The 5,349-nt window shown below is 33.1% G+C and carries 4 protein-coding genes; 2 read left to right on the forward strand and 2 right to left on the reverse strand.

All coding sequences use genetic code 11. The features are described 5' to 3' along the window. Nucleotides 1-509 precede the first annotated feature (509 nt). Together N4A57_RS09865 and N4A57_RS09870 are read right to left on the reverse strand one after the other, a co-directional pair. Nucleotides 510-731 (reverse strand): hypothetical protein, encoded by a 222-nt coding sequence (locus N4A57_RS09865; protein WP_293657823.1) that lies wholly within the window; start codon nt 729-731, stop codon nt 510-512. A 260-nt stretch (nt 732-991) separates the two neighbouring features. Then, complete coding sequence (locus tag N4A57_RS09870) at nt 992-1,198, reverse strand: hypothetical protein (protein WP_293657824.1); 207 nt, start codon at nt 1,196-1,198, stop codon at nt 992-994. Nucleotides 1,199-1,524: 326 nt separating this feature from the next. Here N4A57_RS09870 and N4A57_RS09875 point away from each other — a divergent pair, with 326 nt between their 5' ends. Both N4A57_RS09875 and N4A57_RS09880 read left to right on the forward strand, forming a co-directional pair. Then, nucleotides 1,525-4,959 (forward strand): pyruvate carboxylase, encoded by a 3,435-nt coding sequence (locus N4A57_RS09875; protein WP_293657825.1) that lies wholly within the window; start codon nt 1,525-1,527, stop codon nt 4,957-4,959. 146 nt (nt 4,960-5,105) lie between these two features. Beyond that, nucleotides 5,106-5,246, forward strand: coding sequence for a hypothetical protein (locus N4A57_RS09880; protein WP_293657826.1), 141 nt, complete (start codon nt 5,106-5,108; stop codon nt 5,244-5,246). Nucleotides 5,247-5,349 lie beyond the last annotated feature (103 nt).

A 5,349-nucleotide genomic window follows, 5' to 3' on the forward strand; every position in this document is an offset into this window, starting at 1 on the left:
ATAGGCAAGTTACTGTATAAAGAAAGCGTAGTGTTCATAAATCTATATAGATTTATCATTTTCAAACTTGCTTTATGTGGGCCTACTTCAGGAAAGTATATTGAAAATTTTTCCATTGAAGTCCTTGTCACAAACGAAAGTATGAATCTTCGTAGATAGGTTCATGAGTCATGTTCAAGTAGCATAGGATGTTGTGACGTTCCAGGGTTCCAAAGATTTTCAATATATTTTCCCTTGTAGGCAAGTTACTGTATAAAGAAAGCCTAGTGTTGATAAATCTATAAAGGTATATTTATAATAGGTTTTATTATGTAGAAAATAAAAATAGGTTGCCATATGACAACCTATTTTTATTCAGGGCGGTTAGTGAATTAGATTTGATTTTTATTTAATTTGTTTATGTAAAGTAAAAGTTTTTTATGAAAAATAATGGAAATAACTAACCGTCCTTTTGTGAAATTTAGATAAAGATTCAATTAGTCATTTAAATATTTAATAATTAAACTTTCTTAGAATAAGGATTCGCTACAAAATAAGATAACTAATAGCAAGAAGAAAAATAATAAGGTACTACCATCTTCAAGGCAAAAATCACCAAATCCACCATCAAAGAATGATCCAAAGTATGGTGCACAGAATAAAATGATTAATAATAGGAAGAAGAAAAGTAATGCTGAATTATCTTCAAATCCTAATTGTGTAAGTAAGCCTTTTGTAGTTTCTTCAGACAAATGTGACACCCCCTTAAAACTAATTAATATAATATGTTCATTAACTATATGATGAAGAATATTGGGAAAAGAATTGGATATCCAATTCTTTTAACATTCTTTTCCCCAGGATAATCCACCAAAGTATACAACAAATAATAATAAGAAGAAGAATAAAAAAGTGTTATCTCCAGCAAACCATTGTTTATCTGCCAATTATTACACCCCCTTCTTCACATATGAATTTAGAAAGAATCGGGATTTTATCCCGAATTCTTTATCTAATATCCGCCGAAGAAATCGCCGAATCCGCAAAAACCTGGACAGCAGAATATGACTACTAACAATAAGAAGAAGAATAACAAGCTATCTCTAGATCCAAATAATCCATTACACATAGGTGAACAGAACAATACTACTAGTAATAGGAAGAAAAATAGTAAACTATCATCACATCCACCAAAACCATCACATTTTTTATCAGCCATACATTTCCACCTCCTTTGTTTATTATGTAATAGAAGAGGCTAAGGTTTTCTAATATAGGTTATGCATTTAGAATAATATGTGTTACAAGATTAATAATTTATTAGGGAAACTTCAGTTATTTATGGTATACAAACTTTAAAATATAAGGTAAAATATATGAAAACTTAATTTTAATAAGTGAATATATGAAAAAAGTTAAAAAAACAAAAAATATACTTGTATATTTTCCAAAAATGATTATGAAATTACTAAAAAATTTGTTAGAATTAAAATTATATATTTATAACACACTAGAAATAGAGTGATTATCATAGGAGGAGATGACGTGAAGAAGTTTAAAAGAGTATTGGTAGCTAATAGAGGGGAAATAGCCATACGTATCTTCAGAGCATGTAATGAGTTAGGCATTCGTACGGTGGCAATTTATTCTGAAGAAGATAAAAACTCTCTTTTTAGGACTAAAGCTGATGAATCTTACCAAATAGGAAAGAACAAAGGACCGGTAGAAGCATATCTAAATATTGAAGAAATAATAAAGATAGCCATTAAAAAGGGTGTAGATGCCATACATCCAGGTTATGGTTTTTTATCGGAGAATACGGAATTTGCTAAAAAATGTGAAGAAGCGGGAATAACATTCATAGGTCCTAACTATGAGATGATGGATCAGTTAGGAGATAAAATTAAATCTAAAAAGGTTGCTAGTAGGGTAGGCGTTCCTACTATTCCAGGAGTTGAGAAGGCTGTAAAATCAGAAGATGAAGCTATAGAGTATGCTAATATATGTGGATATCCAGTAATATTAAAAGCCTCTGCTGGTGGCGGTGGTAGGGGAATGAGAATAGTAAGAAAAGAAGAAGACCTACTAGATGAATACAGAAGTGCTAAGAATGAAGCGAAAAAGGCCTTTGGTATAGACGATATATTTGTGGAAAAATACATAGAAAAACCAAAGCATATAGAAGTACAGATTTTAGGAGATAACTATGGAAACATAGTTCACCTATATGAGAGGGATTGTTCTGTGCAAAGGAGACATCAAAAGGTAATAGAGTTTACTCCAGCACTATGTATCACTGAAGAACTAAGACGAAATATATGTGATGATGCAATTAAAATAGCTAGGGCAGTGGATTATAAGAGTGCAGGAACTGTAGAATTTTTAGTTGATATGCACGGAAATCACTACTTTATAGAGATGAATCCAAGGATTCAGGTTGAACATACAGTAACGGAACTAGTTACAGGAGTAGATATAGTTCAGAGTCAGATTTTAATAGCACAGGGCCATAGCCTTCATTCAGACGAGATTAATATAAAATCACAAGATGACATTAAACCAAGGGGATACTCTATACAATGTAGAGTAACTACAGAAGATCCTGTAAACAATTTTGCACCAGATACGGGAATAATAGATATATATAGAACAGGTTCTGGAAATGGAGTAAGACTAGATGGTGGAAATGGATTTACGGGAGCTGTAATAAGCCCCTATTACGATAGCCTATTAGTTAAGGTTAGTTCTTATTCAAGATCCTTTGAAGATGCCATAAGAAAAGTAAGAAGGGCCGTAAAAGAGATTAAGATAAGAGGGGTTAAAACTAATGCGGGATTCCTGGTAAATGTTCTTAGTCATGAGGAGTTTAAAAAGGGATTATGTGATACGGGATTCATTAAGGATAATCCTGAACTTTTCGAAATAACTCCTAAAAAAGATATAGAACTTAAGGTATTAAATTTCATAGGTGAAAAGGTAGTTAATGAAACTAAGGGTATAAAGAGAGATTTTGATGTACCTAAAATTCCAAAGGTGGGAAATATAAGTCATTTAACAGGTACAAAACAAATATTAGATGAAAAGGGTCCAAAGGCTGTTGCTGACTGGGTTAAGAATCAGGAAAAATTACTTCTTACAGATACTACCATGAGGGATGCCCATCAATCTTTAATGGCAACTCGTATGAGAAGTAGAGATATGGTAAAAATCAGTAAGGCAACGGCCGCTTTAAGCAAGGATCTATTCTCCATGGAAATGTGGGGAGGAGCTACCTTTGATGTGGCCTATAGATTCTTAAAGGAATCTCCTTGGGAAAGATTAAGATCCATAAGAAAAAGAGTTCCTAATGTATTACTTCAAATGTTAATAAGGGGTTCAAATGGAGTTGGATATAAAAACTACCCAGATAATGTAATTAGGGAATTAATACAATTATCTGCTAAAAATGGAATAGATGTATTTAGAATATTTGACTCTTTAAACTGGTTAAAGGGTATGGAAGTATCATTAGATGAAGTATTAAAAACAGGTAAAATAGCAGAAGCATGTATTTGCTACACAGGAGATATACTAGATAAGACTAGGGATAAATATACACTAGAATATTATGTGAAAAAGGCTAAGGAAATAGAGAAGATGGGAGCACACATACTAGGTATTAAGGATATGTCAGCCCTACTTAAGCCCCATTCAGCATATAAACTTATTAAGGCCCTTAAGGATGAAATATCCATACCAATTCACCTACACACTCATGATACAAGTGGTAATGGTGTGGCAACTATCCTAATGGCAGCAGAAGCGGGAGTAGATATAGTAGATACGGCAATTAATAGTATGTCAGGACTTACTAGTCAACCAGCCTTAAACTCTGTTGTGGCAGCCCTAGAAAATACTAAGAGAGATACGGGGATGGACCTAGATCACATTCAAAAGATTTCAGATTATTGGGCAGATGTAAGACCCGTATATGAAGGTTTTGAATCAGGTCTTAAATCTGGAACGGCAGAAATCTATAAGTATGAAATACCAGGTGGTCAATATTCAAACTTAAAACCACAGGTGGAAAGCTTCGGCCTTGGTCATAGATTTAATGAAGTTAAGGAAATGTATAAGAGAGTTAATATCATGTTAGGTGACATAGTAAAGGTAACTCCATCATCAAAGGTTGTGGGAGATATGGCAATCTTCATGGTTAGAAACGATTTAGACGAGAAAAACATATACGAAAAGGGTAAGGACATGGCATTCCCAGACTCTGCAGTATCATACTTTAAAGGTATGATGGGTCAACCTATGGGTGGATTCCCTGAAGATTTACAAAAACTTGTATTAAAGGGAGAAGAACCTATTACGTGCAGACCTGGTGAATTATTAGAAAGTGAAGACTTTAATAAAATTAAGAAGGATTTAAAGGAAAAATTTGAAATAGAAGCAACAGATGAAGATGCAGTGAGTTTTGCCCTATATCCAAAGGTATTTGATGAATACTTAAGTTACATGAAAGAAAATGGAGACTTTAGTAGAATGGGAAGTGACATCTACTTCCACGGACTAGGGGAAGGTGAAACTTGTAATGTTGAGATTGAAGAAGGTAAGGTACTAGTTATAAAGCTTCTTGAAATCGGTAGAGTAGATGAAGAAGGAAATAGAACCCTACTATTTGAAGTAAATGACTCTACCCGTGCTATTAAAATCCATGATAAGGATAGTGTAGTTCAAAATACCCAGGCAGTAAGTATCCAAATGGCAGACGTGGATAATCCAAATGAAATAGGTTCAAGTATCCCAGGTAAACTAATAAAAGTATTAGTTAAAGAGGGAGATAAGGTTTCTGAAAATGACACAGTAGCCATAATAGAAGCCATGAAGATGGAAACTAATATTACAGCATCAAAGGATGGTGTGGTAGAAACCATCTTTGCCAAAGAAGGAGATCAAGTAAAGTCAGGACAATTAATATTAAAAATTGAAGAATAATATGAAGGCCATCCAGTAAAATGGGTGGCTTTTGTTTGGAAAAATTTCCAAATGTCTATGGGTGTAGTATAATTATGAAGAGGAACTATAGGTGAAGGAATTGAATAGTTATAGGAAATGATGATATCGGGAATGTATTTGTGGCTATGTTTGATAAAAAGATGCGTCAAGAAGATAGATATTATATCCTTGAATTTATTTATGATGTATTTGTAGAAAAGTACGTCCTAAGAAGATATACTGTGTTAACCCCCTGTGGTAAGATAGTTGTCGTAGGAGAGAATTAATGATATTCTCGAATAAAAATAACGAAGGAGATTAAACCTATGGCAAAAAACAATAATAGATATTCAATAGAAGAAAAACAGAAATTGATAAAAAGAATGCTAC

Source organism: Anaeromicrobium sp. (assembly GCF_025210435.1).
Classification (GTDB): domain Bacteria; phylum Bacillota; class Clostridia; order Peptostreptococcales; family Thermotaleaceae; genus Anaeromicrobium.

Coding starts and splice junctions, on each gene's coding strand:
- N4A57_RS09880 (WP_293657826.1), top strand. CDS start 5,106: ATGTTTGATAAAAAGATGCGTCAAGAAGATAGATATTATATCCTTGAA.
- N4A57_RS09870 (WP_293657824.1), bottom strand. CDS start 1,198: ATGGCTGATAAAAAATGTGATGGTTTTGGTGGATGTGATGATAGTTTA.